This is a genomic window from Rhodanobacter sp. Root480, assembly GCF_001426645.1.
Classification (GTDB): domain Bacteria; phylum Pseudomonadota; class Gammaproteobacteria; order Xanthomonadales; family Rhodanobacteraceae; genus Rhodanobacter; species Rhodanobacter ginsenosidimutans.
Genome location: NZ_LMEX01000004.1, coordinates 1 through 14,810 on the forward strand (window position 1 = coordinate 1; position 14,810 = coordinate 14,810).

The following is a 14,810-nucleotide window of genomic DNA, read 5'->3' on the forward strand; positions in this document are numbered from 1 at the left end:
GTCTGGAACGCGATCTCGTCGATCAGGCCCACGATGTCGGCGATCTTGCGGCTGGAGGCGTTGATCTCGCCCATGGCTTCGACCGCCCGCGCCGCCACCTCACCGCCGTGCTCGGCCTGCTCGCGCGCGCCGCGGGCCAGCTGGTTGGCGTGGCTGGCGTTCTCCGCGTTCTGCTTCACGGTGGAGGTCATTTCCTCCATCGAGGCGGCAGTTTCCTCCAGGCTGGACGCCTGCTCCTGTGTGCGCTGGCTGAGGTCGTCATTGCCCTTGGCAATCTGGTGCGCCGCCGTGCTGACTGCCTGCGAACCGTGCTGCACTTCACCCACGATGGTGGTCAGCCGCAGCCGCATCCGCGCCAGCGCGTCGAGCAGGCTGCCGCTGGCGAAGGTCTTTTCATCGTCGATGACCAGGTCGCCATCGGCGATGCGCGAGGCCATCTTCACCGCGAAATCCGGCTCGCCACCGATGCTCTGCCGGATGCTGCGCATCGNTTTCATCGTCGATGACCAGGTCGCCATCGGCGATGCGCGAGGCCATCTTCACCGCGAAATCCGGCTCGCCACCGATGCTCTGCCGGATGCTGCGCATCGACAACCACACCAGCAGGATCACTAGCAAGGCCACCAGGCCCGCCTTGGCCAGGTTCACCATCAACGAGTGCTGGAACTGCGCGTCGATATCGTCGAAATAGGCACCGGCACCAAAGTGCATGCCCCAGGGCTTGAACAGCTGCGAGTAGGTGATCTTGCCAACGACTTTGCCGGTACTGGGCTTGAGCCAGTCGTACCGGGTGACACCGTGGCCATCACGCAGATCGGCGTCATGCATCGACTGGAACAGCGTATGGCCGTGCGGGTCGGTTTCGTCGCGAACGCTCTTGCCCAGCTTGTCCAGCCATACCGGGTGCAGGGTCAGGACATAGTTGGCATCGAACGCGAACACGTACCCCGCGCCGTCGTCCCACCGCATCTGATGGATCTGGGCCAGCGCGAGGCGCTGCGCCTCCGCCTCGCTGAATTCGCCCTTGCCAGCCCGGTCATGGAAGCTGGTGGCCACCGCAATCGCCGTCTGCACCTCGCTGCGCAGCGTGTTCTGCAGGCCGTTCATCTGCAGCGCGCGACTCTCGAAGGCATTCATCACGGTGAGGCCGATCAATCCTGCGATCACCACCACGACCACGAGCACCACCCGTGCATTGAGGCTCAGGCGGCTGAACGACCAGCGTTTCGGGAACGACATGACACGAACCTCAGAAACAGCAAATAACGCGAAGGAAGGTGCCAGCCGGCCGCATCGCGACCTGCTGACGGTATCGGCGCCGATGCGCCGGGTATCTGGAAACGTTTCCGGCGGTGTGACGGGTATTCCCCGCGCGTCCGCCCTCACCGGTTGAATGTCAGGCTGCTTTCCGGCGCTGCCCCTGGCTCTGGCCGAGCCGTACTACTCCACTTACATCCACGATCAACGCCACCGAGCCATCGCTGAGGATGGTGGCGCCGGAAATGCCCTGCACGCGCTGGTAATGCGCCTCCAGCGATTTCACCACCGCTTGTTGCTGGCCGAGCAGGTCGTCCACCAGCAGGCCCACGCGACGGCCTTCCTCTTCCACCACCACCACGATGCCGTTCTCGATGCTGCTGACGGCATCGGCGCAACCGAATGCCTTGTACAGCCGCATCATCGGCAGGTACTCGTCGCGGAACAGGAACACCTCACCACCGCCGGCGATGTTGCGCACCGTATCGGCCTTCAGGCGCAGCGATTCGACGATGGAGATCAACGGCACGATGTAGCGTTCGTCGCCCACTGCGGTGACCAGGCCGTCGATGATCGCCAACGTCAGCGGCAAGGCGATGGTGAAGGTGCTGCCCTTGCCAGTGACGCTGCGCACGCCGACGGTGCCACCCAGATCACGCACGTTGCGGCGGACCACGTCCATGCCGACGCCGCGGCCGGAAAGGTCGGTGGCTTGCGCGGCGGTGGAGAAGCCGGGCTGGAAAATCAGCTCCGCCACCTCGGCATCGCTCAACTCCTGCCCCGCGGCGATCAGGCCGCGCTGCTGCGCCTTGGCGACGATGGCAGCATGGTTGAGTCCGGCGCCGTCGTCGCTGATCTGCACCACGATGTTGCCGCCTTCGTGGTACGCATTGAGTTTCAGTGTGCCGGTTTCGGACTTGCCTGCAGCCTTGCGCTTCTCGGGCGATTCCAGGCCGTGGTCGATCGCGTTGCGCACCAAGTGCACCAGCGGATCGCCGATCTTCTCCAGCACCGTCTTGTCCAGCTCGGTGTTTTCGCCGTGCAGTTCCAGCCGCACCTGCTTGCCGAGCTTGCGCTCCAGATCGCGCACCAGCCGCGGGAAGCGGTTGAACACCGACGCGATCGACAGCATGCGGATGCGCATCACGCTTTCCTGCAACTCGCGCGTGTTGCGCTCCAGTTGCACCAGGCCTTCGCGCAGGCGCTCCAGCTGCGACATGTCGAACTTTTCACCGATGTCGCTGAGCATGGACTGGGTGATCACCAGCTCGCCCATCATGTTGATCAGGGCGTCGACCTTGTCGATGCCCACACGGATCGAGCTGCCTTCACTGGATGCCACCGCCGTATCGCGAACCGCTCCCTTCGTGGCCGCCGCCGGGACTGGCGCGGCAGCGGGCGCGGCAGGTGCCGACGCTTCGCTGGTCGCCGCCACGGGTGCCACATCCAGCGGCTTGATCGCCAGCACGCAGTCGCCGTCGAGCCAGTCGAACACGGCATCCACGTCGGCACGGGCCACGTCGCCATGCAGGCGCAGCTGCCAGCCGAGGTAGCACGTCGTGGGATCGAAATCGGCCAGTTGCGCCGGTGCGCCATCGACCAGGAAAGCACGCAGCACTTCGAGCCGACCGAGCTGTTGCAGCTCGCGGAATACGCGCAGCGGCTCGTTGCCCGTCTGCAGCAGGTGCGGCAGCGCGGAGAAGTCGATATCCCAGCCGGTGACCACCGCCTTGGGCGCCGCCGCGGCAACCACCGCCACCGCAGTCTCGCCACTGACCAGGCGCACCAGTTCGCCGCGCAAGGCTTCGCTCTCAGCGTTGGCCACGGGCTGGCCGCTGCGCGAGCGCGCCAGCATGCCGCGCAGGCAATCGACCGAGCGCAGCAGCAGGTCGATCAATTCGGTATCAATGCTGCGGCGTTCGCTGCGTACCTCTTCCAGCAGCGATTCGGCCACGTGGGTGAACGCCGCCACGTCGGTGAAACCGAACGTGGCGGCGCCGCCCTTGATGGAATGGGCGGCACGAAAGATGGTGTGCACCAGTTCGCCGTCGGTCGAGCCCGAATCCAGCGCCAGCAACGCCGCTTCCATCGCGTCGAGCCCTTCAAGACTCTCCTCGAAAAAGGTCTTGTGGAACTGTGTCAGGTCGACCGAACTCATCGTTTCAGCCCAGCACGCGCTTGACGGTAGCCAGCAGCTGTTCGGGATCGAACGGCTTGACCAGCCAGCCGGTGGCACCGGCGGCCTTGCCTTCCATCTTCTTCTCGGTATGCGATTCGGTGGTCAGCATCAGGATCGGCACGCCCTTGTAGGCGTCCATCGCACGCAGCTCGCGCACCATCGCGATGCCGTCCATCACCGGCATGTTCACGTCGGCCAGCACCAGGTCGAAACTGGAGCCACGCGCCACGTCCAGCGCCAGCTGGCCGTTTTCGGCTTCGGCCACTTCATGGCCGGCGCCACGCAGGGTGAAAGCCACCATGCCGCGCATCGAAGCCGAATCGTCTACCGCGAGAATCTTTGCCATGCTGCTACCTCGGTTCAGGCCAGCTCGGGGGCTGGCATTTTCAAAGTCTGTGTCAGGCCGAGCACCTCGGCCGCTTCAGTCAGGACGGTGCTGGCCGATTGCCAGCTGGGCGCGCGCTGGCGTGCATCGAGCTCGCGCTGGAACACCACCAGCAACTGCAGCGCAGCGGTATCCACACGCTCCACCGCAGCGCCGTCCAGCACGATGGCGTCATGGTCCAGCGCGTCGATCAGTTGCTGCTTGAACGCGGCCTGGGCCGCGATGCGGAAATCCGCCGGCAGTGCCAGGGTCAACGGCGCGGCAACCTCGTCTGCCACCTCGACCGCCGGCGCTTCGGGAGCACCCGGATTGGCGGCGCCGCCCTGCCCTTTCTGCCTTGTCCGCTTGCCAGCCATGTCGAACCGCCCGCTCTTCCGTATCGATGTTTGGCTTATCGGCGGTGGCGGCGATCGCTTGAGCGCCAATGAGTGCGCTCCGTCACAATAAATCGAGCTCAAGTTTCCCCGGAGGTGGCCGATGCCCTTCGAGACGACTCCATCCGAATGCCGTCCGCCACTGCCAGGACTTCTCTTGATCATCCAGCCCACCAGCCTTGCCGCGCTCACATGGGCCGGCGCCGCCGCCGGTACCACCGCGCAAAGCTGGCGCATCGGCACCGTGCTGTCGGCGCGGCCGCTTGGCGTGGATCCGCAGGGGCTGCTGGTGATGCAGGTAGGCGCCGCGACCGTGCAGGCGGATGTGCCGAGCGGCCAGCTGCCGCCGCAATTCCAGGTACGGGTATTGAGCCTCGGGGCACAGCCCCAGCTCGAAATATTGTCATCCCAACCGACCGCCGACCCCGCCGTCCAACGTGCGCTGCGCGAGCGGCTGCCACAGCAGAATGGCTACGCACCGCTGCTGGCCACGCTGGGCGCACTGGCGCAGCGGCCCGTGGTGCGCCAGTTGCCGCCGGCCCTGCGCACGGCGCTGGCCTTGCTTGAACAATCCGTCCGCACGCCGGCGGACGTTACCCGCGGCGAAGGCCTGCGCGAGGCGATCAACCAGAGCGGGCTGTTCTTCGAATCGCGGCTGGCGCAACCGCAGGGCAACCATCCGGCGCTGGCCCAGGATGACTGGAAAGGTGCCTTGCTGCGCCTGGCCGGCCTGCTCGACCAGCGCGCGGCCGCACCGCCCGCACCCAACCGCAGCGACACCGCGCCGCCGCTGCTGCAACGCGGCGTCCAGGCACAACCCCGGCTGCCGTTGCCGCAGCTTGCCGTCGACAACGATGTCGAGCCACTGATCAACCGGCTGCACGGCGACGTCAAGGCCGCGCTGGCGCGGGTGGAAGTGGCGCAACTGGACGCCGGCCCGCTGCCCGCCTGGATGATCGAGATTCCGCTGGAGGGCAAGGACGGCCGCGACGTGCTGCAGGTGCAACTGGAGTTCGTCAACGACGCCGCCGAAGGCAGCCAGGGCTGGACCCTGGGCTTCGCGCTGGACCTGCCGGCGCTGGGCCCGGTGCAGGGCGAACTGCAGTTGCGCGAACCGCGCCTGTCGGTACGACTGTGGGCCGAACACGCGGAAACCGCGCACAAGCTGGAACGCCAGTTCACGCCGTTGAAGCAGCGCCTGGCCGCCTGCGGCGTATTGCTGGATCAGCTCAGTTGCCAGGTGGGCATGCCGCAACCACCCGGTCGGCACAGCGCCCTGCTGCTGCAGGCCACCGCATGAACACGCCGTTGCCGCCGCCACAGCGCAAGGTCAGCCTGCGCCTGGGCAACAGCGCGAGCGAAACCAGGGCGATGCCGCCCGAATCGCTGGAAACGCTGCTCGCCCGCGCCCGCATGCTGGGCCTGCCCGTTCACCACGACCCGCAGATCGCGGCCCTGCTGGCCGCCCTGCGCATGCGCGACGACGTACCGACGCTGCTCTACGCCTCCGCTGCTTCAGTACTCGCCGCGGTCTACGACGCCGCCGAGGAATAGCTCACCCGGCCGCGACTTTTGCAGGAGCGCACCCTGCGGGCGATGCTTTTGCGAATCCCGGCTTTCAACAGACGAATGTCTGGTCATCCCGAATCCCGCAAAGAGCTCGCGCACAGGGAACGCTCCTACCGGCGGGACCTGCCTCAGTGACCGGCGGTCTGCATTTGCCGGATCAGCAGGGCTTCGGCGTGGGTGACGCCGCAGCGCGCCACCAGTTCGTCGACGTCGGCGCCTTGCCGGGCCAGTTGCTGTGCCAATTCGTACGAGCCGGTGCTTTGCGGCGCCACGGGCTGCTTCTGTTCCAGCAGGCCCATGCGTCGCTCCATCCGGCCCAGCGCCGTAACCAGCATCGATGTCGGCACGTCGGTGTGGCCGATGTGCGCCAGCTGTTGCGACAGCGTGGCGATGTCCTGGCGCATGGGCTCAAGCTGCTGCTGCAACTGGCGCACCTCGCGCCTTGCCAGCACCAGCAGCGCGCACTGGATCACCGCCAACACCAGCAGTACGACGACGGCGATCTCAAGCAGCATCATCGCTCTCCCCGCTGAGCCGGCACAGGCGACGCACGTCGAGCAGGGCCACGAAGCCGCCCTGCCAGTTGAGGATGCCGCTGACCGGGTCATCATGGCGGCTGGCGCGATCGGGCGGCGGCGGTGCGATCTCGGTGCCGTCGGTGTTCAGCAATTCGCCCACCTCATCGACCCGCAGGCCAACCTGATGGCTGCCGTGCGACAGCATCACCACGCGCACTTGCGCCGGATCGGCGGCGGGCGAAGCGGGAAGGCCCAGCCGCAGGCGGCCATCGAGCACCGGCACGATGCGCCCGCGCAGATGCCGGATACCCAGCAGATCGGGTGCGGAACCGGGCACCGGGGTCAGTTCACCGGCCCGGATCACCTCGCTCACCTCGACCAGCGGCGCCGCGTACAGCTGGCTGCCGATCTGGAACGACAGCCAATGCCCGGAGTTCGGTTCGGACGTGGTGGCAACGGCATTCATGCGTGTACTCCAGCGTTGCGGGACGCCATCAATGAAGAGGTGCAGCCGGTGGATTGCGCCGCGGTGCCCCGCCCATCGGGGCGGCGCTGGCCGTGGGCACCCGCACCCCGGCCGCCGTCGGTGCCGGCACCACCGTGTCTGCGGCGCCTCCAGCGGACGGGGTTTCGACGGCGGTCGCAACCACCACCTGGCGCAGTGTAGGGCCAGCGGCCTGCGCCGCGGGGACTTCGCCGTCGGCCGCCGCGTCGCTGGCGGCGGTGACGCGTGCCGTGGGCAGCTCGCCGGGTATCGCGGAGGCGGCCATGACAACGCTTGGCTCGTCAGCGTGGGCGGCTTCGAGTTTGGGCGAATCGGTGTAGAACCGGCTCGGCGCATTGTGATCACTCAAGACCACCACCAGCACGCGCCGGTTGAGGTTGCGCCCCTCCGGCGTGCTGTTGTCGGCCGCCGGGCGCACCTCGCCCCAGCCGATGATGCCCAACCGGTCGGGATTGACGCCGTGCTCGGAAAACAGCCGCGCGACGGTGGCGGCACGCGCCGCCGACAGCTCCCAGTTGGAGGGATAGAGCATGGTGCGGATGGGCACGTCGTCGGTGTAGCCCTCCACCCGCAACGGGTTGGCGAACGGCGCGAGGATCCCCGACAGGCTGCGCAGGATCGCGCTGGCCGAGGGCGCGAGTTCGGCCACGCCGCTGGGAAACAGGATGTCGGTGCGGATCTCGATTTCCAGCCAGTCCTCGGTGCGACGCAGCACCACCTGCTGCTTGTCGATCAACGGCTGCAACGCCTTCTGCACCTGCTCGGCGATGTCTTTCAGGTTTTCCTGCGCGGTGGCCTGCTTGAAACCCGCATGCGCGCCACGGCCCTCGCCGTGCATCGGCACCGGATGGGGCGGAATGGGCACCGCGATCGGCACGATCGACGAACCGGGCTGGCCGGCGGGCGCCGCGATGGCCGGCTGGATATTGTGCGGGCGCACCTTGGTCGAGGGCATCGGCGCGATCACGTGACTGGAGCCGTTGAACGCCTCCACGATCGACTCGGACATCACCCGGTACTTGCCCTCGTTGACCACCGAGACGGCATACATCACCACGAAGAACGCCAGCAGCAACGTCATCAGGTCGGCATAGGGGATCGCCCACGCCTCGTGATTCATGTGCTCCTCGTGGTGCTTCCTTCTCACGGCAGGTAGCCCTGCAGCCGCGCCTCGATCTGCCGCGGGTTGTCGCCCTGGGCGATGGACACCAGGCCTTCGATGAGGATCTCGCGCATCTGCGACTGCTTGTTGATCAGGCTCTTCAGCCGCGCGGACATCGGCAGCATGAACATGTTGGCCAGCGCCACGCCGTAGATCGTGGCCACGAACGCCGCGGCAATGCCGTGGCCCAGCTTGCTTGGGTCGGCCAGGTTCTGCATCACCGCCATCAGGCCCATCACCGCGCCGATGATGCCCAGCGTGGGCGAATAGATGCCGGCGTTCTCGTATACCTTGGCGCCGGCCAGGTCGACGGCCTCGCGCGTCTGCAGGTCGACCTCGAGCACGCTGCGGATCGCCTCCGGCTCACCACCGTCGACGAGCAGTTGCAGGCCCTTGCTGATGAAGCTATCGGACTCGGCCTCGATCTGCGGCTCCAGCCCCAGCAGACCCTGCCGGCGCGATATTTCGCTCCAGCCGATGATGCGGCTGATCAGGTCGCCGGGCTGATGCCGCGGCGGCTTGTAAACCATCGACATCATCTTCAACGCATGCTTCAGCACCTTGCCCTGGTTCTGCACCAGCAGCGCCGCGAGGGTGCCGAAAAACACGATCACGAACGCCGCAGGGTTCCACAATGCCGCCACCGTGGACCCCTTCAGCACCGTGCCGAGGATGATCACGACGAAGCCAAGAATTGTGCCTATCAGGCTGACCATATCCATGTCGTATCAACCCACCGCGCGCAATGAGGGGAGCAATTGCCCGCGTTCGTCGGCGAGGCCGGCCAGGTCCAGCACCAGCGCCAACCGGCCATCGCCGGTCACCGTGGCGCCGGCTACGCCGGGGACGTCCTCGAACAGCGGGCCCAGTGGTTTGACCATGACATCCTCGCGACCGAGCACCGCATGCACCAGGCAACCCAGCCTTAGATGGCCGATGTGCAGCACCACCACGTGACGGCCGGCGGTCGTCGCCGAGCCGGTCCAGCCGGCCAGGTCGGCCAGCGGCAAGGCGCGGCCACGGTGGTTGGCCACCATGCGGCCGTCGAGCATGCGGTCCTGCCCGGCACTTAATTCGAAAACTTCCTCGACGTTGCCCATCGGCAGCGCCAGCAGGCGCTCGCCCACGCGCACCATCAGCACGCGCAGGATCGCCAGCGTCAGCGGCACACTCAGTTCGAGTTCGCTGCCGTGGCCGAGGCGCGATTGCACCTTCAGGCTGCCACCCAGTTCCGCCACGCGGGTCTTGACCACATCCATGCCCACGCCGCGGCCGGAGATGTCGGACACCACCGCGGCGGTGCTGAAACCGGGGCGGAACACCAGCTCGTAGCACTCGACATCGGACAGCCGCGCCGCCTCGTCGGTACTGATCAGGCCCTTCTCGATCGCCTTGCGGCGCAGCACGTTCGCATCCATGCCGCGACCATCGTCGCTGACGGAAATCACGATGTGTTCGCCGCGCTGGCTGGCGGACAGGCACACGCGCGCCTTGTCGGGCTTGCCGGTGCGCTTGCGTTCGTCGGGTGTCTCGACACCATGGTCGAGCGCGTTGCGCAGCAGGTGGATCAGCGGATCGGCCAGCGCTTCGACCAGGCTGCGATCGAGGTCGGTGCCCTCGCCTTCCAGCACCAGCTCCACGTTCTTGCCGAGCTGGCGCGCCAGGTCGCGCACGATGCGCGGAAAACGCTGGAACAGTCGCCCCACCGGCTGCATGCGCATGCCGAGTACGGCGGTCTGCAATTCATCGGCGACACGATCGAGTTCATTGGCGGCGATCACCAACGCCTCGTCCGCGCTGTTCGCCGCGAGGCTGAGCAGGCGGTTGCGCACCAGCACCAGTTCACCGGCGCGATTGACCAACGCATCCAGCCGCGCGGTATCGACACGCACGGTGGTTTCCGCCGTAGCAGCATGACGCGCGGGTGCGGGTGCCGGTGCAGGCACGGCCGCGGGTGCCGGGGCGGGCACGGCGACGACGGGTGGCGCCGATGCAGGCGCCGCGCCGGGCTGGCCGCCCTGACCGTGCAAGGCATCCAGCAAGGCTTCGAATTCGTCATCGTCGATGGCGCTACCGGATGAAGGCGCGGGCACGACCGGAGCGACGGCGACCGGTGCCGGCTCGACCGTGCCGGGCGCGTTGCTGCCATACATCTTGTCCAGCAGCGCCTCGAACTCGCTGTCGTCGATGGCGGCGTTGCCACCGCTCGCCTCGACCGGGGCCGCGACGGGTGCCGGTGCGGCGACCGGCGTGGCCGCGGCGCGGTTCAATCGTTGCAGCAAGGCCGGTGGCGGCATCGCCAGCGGCGCGTCGGCGCCCAGCGCGGCCATCATGTCGTTGAGCAGGTCCAGCGCTTCGAGCAGCGCATCCATCAACGGTGCATCGAGAATCACGGCGCCGTTGCGGGCGCCGTTGAGCAGGTCCTCGGCGTGATGGCACAGATGCACCATCGGCTCGATCGCCAGGAAACCCGCGCCGCCCTTGACCGTATGGAAGGCGCGGAACACCGCATTCAGCAACTCGCTGTCGTGCGGGTTCGCTTCCAGTCCGATCAACTGCTCGCCCAGCGCCTGTACCAGCTCACCGGCTTCGACCAGAAAATCCTGGCGCAGCTCGTTGTCGAACTCTGCGGTCACGGCTGGCGCACCTTAAAACCCGAATTCGCTGAGCAGGCGATCGGCGTCGTCCTGGCTGGATACCTTGACCACGCTGGCCGGCGCCTCGCTGCCTGCCAGCGCACCGGTGAGGCGCACCAGTTCAAGCAGGGACGATTCCACGCTCTCGATGAAGTTGACGACCTTCTTGATGCGCTGGCCGGACAGGTCCTGCCACGACTGCGCCATCACCATGTCGGTCAGGCCCTCGCTGCAGCTGACCGCGAAATCGCGGGCCTCATGCGCCAACACCGCGGCCGGGTCGCTCTTGCTGTCGGTGAAGGACAGCACCTCATTCGCGTTGTGGGCCAGCGATTCGGCGGCCGGGCGCATGCGTTCGGCGAAGTCGATGCTGCGATGGGCGGCCTGGGCACTCATTTCCAGCACGTCATTGAGGTGCTTGCGCGCGTCGGCGACGCTGCCCGGAATGCCTTCGTTGGCCAGCTCGCCACCGAGCCGGCTCATCGCGCCGTGCAGGTCACGGGCCAGCTGGCCCAGCGCGCGGAACAGCCGCTTCTCGCGGTCGCGCACCATCACGTCCAGCGCCTGTTCGAAGGCGGGGCCGTCAGGGCTGTTGAGCAGGTCGCGCAGTTCGGGCGGCAGGTTCTCCGCGTTCAACAACGGCAGGATGGCGTTCATGCATTGGCTCCGGCGGCAGCGATCCGTTCGAAGATCTTGCCGAGCTTTTCTTTCAAGGTGACCGCGGTGAACGGCTTGACGATGTAGCCATTCACGCCCGCCTGCGCGGCGGCGATGATCTGGTCACGGTTGTTCTCGGCGGTGACCATCAACACCGGCAGCCCCTTGAGGGCCGGTTCGGCGCGGATCGCCCGCAACAGGTCGATGCCGGTCATGTTGGGCATGTTCCAGTCGGTCACGACCAGGTCGAACGGCTGGTTGCGCAACATGACCAGCGCGTTCTCGCCATCGTCGGCCTCCTGGATCAGCGGGTTGCTGAAACCCAGCTCGACCAGCAGGTTGCGGACGATGCGCCGCATGGTGGAGAAGTCGTCCACCACCAGGATTTTCATGTTCTTGTCCAAACCACGTTCTCCGTTTGTGCTTTTCGGGTCGAGCTACCGGACCTGGTTCGCCGGTGCCGTTTGTTCAGTCGTACCCGCTTGATCGCGTGTTCAATCGCGCCAGTCACCCAGCCGTGCGCGCAACCGGATCACCGCCTGGCCATGGATCTGGCAGACGCGCGATTCGCTCACGCCGAGCACGGCGCCGATTTCCTTCAAGTTCAATTCCTGCTCGTAGTACAGCGACATCACCAGCTGCTCGCGCTCGGGCAAGCCCGTGATCGCGTCGGCCAGCGCATCGCGCATGCCCTGGTGTTCGATGCTGTCCGCCGGGCTCAGGCCCGATTCGTCGGCCACGTCGAGCGCGGCACTCTCCTCGCCGTCGTCCGGTGCGGTGAGGCTCAGCAACCGGGCGCAGGCCGCATCGGCCAGCACCTGGTGGTATTCCTCGGCACCGATGCCCAGGCGCTTCATCACTTCGGCGTCCTCCGCCTCGGTGCCGGTTTCGGCCTCGATCTGGCGTACCACCTCGGCCACTTCGCGGGTCTTGCGATGCACCGAGCGCGGGGTCCAGTCGGTGCGCCGCAGCTCGTCCAGCATGGCGCCACGGATACGGATGCCCGCATACGTCTCGAAGCTGGCGCCCCGGTCGAGGGCGTAATTGCGCGATGCTTCCAGCAAACCGATCATTCCCGCCTGGATCAAGTCGCCCACGTCAACGCTGGTCGGCAACCGCCCCATCAGGTGATAGGCGATGCGTCGCACCAGCGGTGCATGCCGACGTACCAGTTCGTCGGCGCTTTCGCGGGAATGTTGCAGATACTCCGATGCCACGTTCATCTCACCACCCCGTTGACGACACAGGCTGACCGCCAAAGAAGGCGATGCGGCCATGGCCAGCGCGTTCGGGTTCTGCCCATGTATCGACCGCACCTGCCAATTGCTTGAATGCCATTGCCGAACGGCTCGATGGCCACAGGTCCACCACCGCGCACTGGCGGCGGATGGCCTGTCGCAGACGCTCGTCGTGCGGCACCCACCCGGTGAAATCGATCACCACGTCGAGAAAACGGTCGCTCACCCGCGAAAGCTTCTGGTGCAGCTGGCGCGCCTCGCCCTCGTTGCGCACCATGTTGGCGACCATGCGGAAACGGCGCACGCCGAAGTCGCGGCTGAGCACCTTGATCATGGCGTAAGCGTCGGTGAGGGAAGCGGGCTCATCGCACACCACCAACATCACGTCGTCGGTGGCGGCGGCAAACATCGCCACGCTGTCGGACAGCCCCGCGGCGGTGTCGACCAGCAGGTACTGCGGCGGGTGCGGCAGTTCGTCGAACGCGCGGATGACGGCCGCGTGCTCGCCGTTGTCCAGCTGCGCCAGGCGGCGTGCGCCGGAGCCGGCGGGAATCACGCGCAAACCGCGCGGCGCTTCCAGGATCAGGTCTTCCAACCCGCACTCGCCATCGAGCAGGTGGCCGATGTGGCGCGACGGCGTGAGGCCGAGCAGCACGTCGACATTGGCCAGGCCCATGTCGGCATCCAGCAGCATCACGTCGTGGCCGGCCATCGACAGCGACATGCCCAGGTTCACCGATACGGTGCTCTTGCCCACGCCACCCTTGCCACCAGCGACGGCGATGGCGCGGCAGCGCCGGCGTGGCTTGCCCGGCATCTCGAGCAGGCCATCACCCTGCCCCGTGCCTGCCGGACCATTGGGTTCACCTGCCATCGCGGAAAACAGGTTCTTCAGACCGGAGGCCTGGTCCATTGCAAATACTCCACTCATGCGCTGGCCACCGCGAGGCCAAACCGTTCTGCCATCAGACTCTCATCCGGCGCATTGCTTTTCAACGATTGCGCGGCACGGCACACCAGCGTGCGCGCGTTGGCCTCGGCAATGTCCTCGGGCACGCGTTGTCCATCGGTGGTGTAGTCGAGCGGCAAGCGGTGGCGGATCACCACCGACAGCGCGCCGCCGAGGCTGGGCGCCTCATCCAGCTTGGTGAGAATGCAGGCCTGCGGCGCCAGCGGTTCGTAGGCGCGGATGGCTTGTTCCAACGCATCGGACTGCGCATTCGCCGCCAGCACCAGGCAGGCGCGCAACCCGCCGGCGGCGGCAAGCACGTCCATCTGCTGGGCCATGCGCGGGTCGTTGCCGGCCACGCCGGCAGTATCCACCAGCACGGTCTGGCGACCCTGCAGCAGGCCGAGCACCTTGCGCAGGCTGGCCACGTCATGCGCGGGATACACGCGCACGCCGAGCAGCCGGCCGTAATGTTCGAGTTGGGCGGCGGCGCCGATGCGGTAATGGTCGGTGCTGATCAGTGCCACCTGGTCGGCGCCATGGCGAAGTACGGCACGCGCGGCCAGCTTGGCGATGGTGGTGGTCTTGCCCACGCCGGTGGGGCCGACCAGCGCGGTCACGCCGGCGGCGTCGGACAAGCCGCGCCCGCTGATCACCAGGCTGCGGCTGAGCATGCCCAGCGGCAGGTAGCGCGCCTGCTCGGCACTCAATTGATCGGGAAGTTCGGCAACCAGCGCACGCGCCACGTCGGCCTCGATGCCGAGCCGGGTCAGTTCGCGCAGTACCCGCGCGCGCTGCGGCTGGCGGCGGTCCATGTCGTTCCAGGCCAGGCTGGAAAGCTGCATCTCCAGCATCTCGCGCATGCTGCCCAGTTCGGCGCGAAGGCGGGCGGTGTCCTGCGCCGTACGATCGTTCACCTGCTGCGCGGCGGCGACGGAATCCACGGCCACCAGCGGCGGCATCGTGATCTGCGATTCCATGCGGCTCGGATACGGCCGGGGCGGCATCGCGGAAGGAGCCGGGCTGACCGCAGCGAGCGGACGAACCGGCGGCGCAACCGGCCGCGGTGCGGCGGCAACAGCGGCTATCGGTGCCATTTCGACCGGTGCCGTCTCAGGGACGACTGCGGCGGGCACGGCGTCGGATTCCTGCGCCGGCATGACACTGTGCCGCGTGGCTTCGCGGATCAGCGCCTCGTCGTAGTCGATGGCGGCGATGACCTCGATGCCTTCGGCCAGCCGGCGGGTGGACAGGATCACCGCATCGGGACCCTGCTCCTCGCGCACTTCGCGCATGGCCTGGCGCATGTCCTTGGCAACGAAACGCTTGATCTTCATGGCGTGCTCCGGACACGGGAATGGGGAATCGGGAATCGGGAATG

16 protein-coding genes and 1 pseudogene are annotated in these 14,810 nt (G+C 67.0%); 2 read left to right on the forward strand and 15 right to left on the reverse strand.

All coding sequences use genetic code 11. The features are described from left to right. The 5 genes and pseudogenes from ASD22_RS17055 to ASD22_RS14620 all read right to left on the reverse strand — a co-directional run. Positions 1–490, reverse strand: a 490-nt coding sequence (locus tag ASD22_RS17055; protein ID WP_235577675.1) for a methyl-accepting chemotaxis protein, incomplete at both ends; no start/stop codon positions are given. A gap of 1 nt (position 491) precedes the next feature. Then, positions 492–1,239 (reverse strand): annotated as a pseudogene (locus ASD22_RS17060) (cache domain-containing protein); the annotation flags it as partial. 157 nt (positions 1,240–1,396) lie between these two features. Beyond that, positions 1,397–3,415, reverse strand: coding sequence for a chemotaxis protein CheA (locus ASD22_RS14610; RefSeq protein WP_056085205.1), 2,019 nt, complete (start codon positions 3,413–3,415; stop codon positions 1,397–1,399). A 4-nt stretch (positions 3,416–3,419) separates the two neighbouring features. Next, positions 3,420–3,782 carry a response regulator gene (locus ASD22_RS14615; protein ID WP_007080053.1) on the reverse strand — a complete coding sequence of 121 codons (363 nt, stop codon included), beginning with the start codon at positions 3,780–3,782 and terminating at the stop codon, positions 3,420–3,422. A 14-nt stretch (positions 3,783–3,796) separates the two neighbouring features. After that, positions 3,797–4,177: an STAS domain-containing protein gene (locus ASD22_RS14620; protein WP_056085207.1), complete on the reverse strand. Its 381-nt coding sequence runs from the start codon at positions 4,175–4,177 to the stop codon at positions 3,797–3,799. Between the two features lie 175 nt (positions 4,178–4,352). Between ASD22_RS14620 and ASD22_RS14625 the strand changes: the two genes are divergently transcribed. Further along, positions 4,353–5,495 carry a flagellar hook-length control protein FliK gene (locus ASD22_RS14625; RefSeq protein ID WP_056085209.1) on the forward strand — a complete coding sequence of 381 codons (1,143 nt, stop codon included), beginning with the start codon at positions 4,353–4,355 and terminating at the stop codon, positions 5,493–5,495. Continuing rightward, on the forward strand, positions 5,492–5,749 hold the full coding sequence (locus ASD22_RS14630; RefSeq protein WP_056085211.1) for a hypothetical protein: 258 nt from the start codon (positions 5,492–5,494) through the stop codon (positions 5,747–5,749). Before ASD22_RS14625 ends, ASD22_RS14630 begins: the two co-directional genes overlap by 4 nt. A 143-nt stretch (positions 5,750–5,892) precedes the next feature. Here the strand turns inward: ASD22_RS14630 and ASD22_RS14635 are convergent, their stop codons facing one another. From ASD22_RS14635 to flhF, 10 genes are all read right to left on the reverse strand, one after another. Then, positions 5,893–6,279 (reverse strand): DUF2802 domain-containing protein, encoded by a 387-nt coding sequence (locus ASD22_RS14635; RefSeq protein ID WP_056085575.1) that lies wholly within the window; start codon positions 6,277–6,279, stop codon positions 5,893–5,895. Further along, the gene (locus ASD22_RS14640) at positions 6,269–6,748 is read right to left on the reverse strand and encodes a chemotaxis protein CheW (RefSeq protein WP_056085213.1); all 480 of its coding nucleotides are present in this window, start codon (positions 6,746–6,748) and stop codon (positions 6,269–6,271) included. The genes ASD22_RS14635 and ASD22_RS14640 overlap by 11 nt, the downstream gene beginning before the upstream one ends. Positions 6,749–6,776: 28 nt before the next feature. After that, on the reverse strand, positions 6,777–7,934 hold the full coding sequence (gene motD, locus ASD22_RS14645) for a flagellar motor protein MotD (RefSeq protein WP_200946378.1): 1,158 nt from the start codon (positions 7,932–7,934) through the stop codon (positions 6,777–6,779). Continuing rightward, positions 7,931–8,671 carry a flagellar motor protein gene (locus ASD22_RS14650; RefSeq protein WP_056085217.1) on the reverse strand — a complete coding sequence of 247 codons (741 nt, stop codon included), beginning with the start codon at positions 8,669–8,671 and terminating at the stop codon, positions 7,931–7,933. Before ASD22_RS14650 ends, motD begins: the two co-directional genes overlap by 4 nt. 6 nt (positions 8,672–8,677) lie before the next feature. After that, positions 8,678–10,585: a chemotaxis protein CheA gene (locus tag ASD22_RS14655; protein WP_056085219.1), complete on the reverse strand. Its 1,908-nt coding sequence runs from the start codon at positions 10,583–10,585 to the stop codon at positions 8,678–8,680. Between the two features lie 12 nt (positions 10,586–10,597). Next, positions 10,598–11,242 carry a protein phosphatase CheZ gene (locus ASD22_RS14660; RefSeq protein WP_056085221.1) on the reverse strand — a complete coding sequence of 215 codons (645 nt, stop codon included), beginning with the start codon at positions 11,240–11,242 and terminating at the stop codon, positions 10,598–10,600. Continuing rightward, positions 11,239–11,646: a chemotaxis response regulator CheY gene (locus ASD22_RS14665; RefSeq protein WP_007080063.1), complete on the reverse strand. Its 408-nt coding sequence runs from the start codon at positions 11,644–11,646 to the stop codon at positions 11,239–11,241. The genes ASD22_RS14660 and ASD22_RS14665 overlap by 4 nt, the downstream gene beginning before the upstream one ends. 90 nt (positions 11,647–11,736) lie before the next feature. Next, complete coding sequence (locus tag ASD22_RS14670) at positions 11,737–12,465, reverse strand: RNA polymerase sigma factor FliA (protein WP_007080064.1); 729 nt, start codon at positions 12,463–12,465, stop codon at positions 11,737–11,739. A gap of 1 nt (position 12,466) precedes the next feature. Further along, entirely contained in the window at positions 12,467–13,393 is a 927-nt protein-coding gene (locus ASD22_RS14675; RefSeq protein ID WP_056085223.1) for a MinD/ParA family protein, read from the reverse strand. Between the two features lie 14 nt (positions 13,394–13,407). Next, complete coding sequence (gene flhF, locus ASD22_RS14680) at positions 13,408–14,766, reverse strand: flagellar biosynthesis protein FlhF (RefSeq protein WP_056085225.1); 1,359 nt, start codon at positions 14,764–14,766, stop codon at positions 13,408–13,410. Positions 14,767–14,810 lie beyond the last annotated feature (44 nt).